Annotated in this window: 1 protein-coding gene; it reads right to left on the reverse strand. The window is 56.2% G+C overall.

Translation table 11 applies throughout. The features are described 5' to 3' along the window. A partial coding sequence (locus QZ377_RS08610) for an ABC transporter ATP-binding protein (protein WP_291440751.1) occupies window positions 1–377 on the reverse strand: 377 nt, incomplete at both ends.

Consider the following 377-nt stretch of genomic DNA (forward strand, 5'->3'; position numbering starts at 1 on the left):
ATAACGCAGTTCGCCAGGGCCCGCCGTTGTTTCCAGCCTCCTGAAAGCGATCCGGCCAGCTTGTTGCGCTGCTCCCACAGCCCAAGCTTGCGCAAGACTGCCGCTGTTTCACGCCGCACGTTGTCCAGCCCGTAAATGCGGGCCGTGAAAGCCAGGTTTTCTTCAAGGGTCATGTCTTCATAAAGCGAAAATTTTTGGGGCATATAGCCCACCTGCAACTTGATCTGATCCGCCTGTGTCAGAATATCGTAACCAAGGCAGGTACCGCTTCCTGCATCCGGCGTCAGCAGGCCGCACATCATCCGGAGCGTTGTTGTCTTGCCGGATCCATTGGGACCGAGAAAACCCACAATCTGCCCTTCAGGCACATCAAGCGT

Source organism: Desulfovibrio sp., assembly GCF_019424165.1.
In the GTDB taxonomy this organism is placed as follows: Bacteria; Desulfobacterota; Desulfovibrionia; order Desulfovibrionales; family Desulfovibrionaceae; genus Desulfovibrio.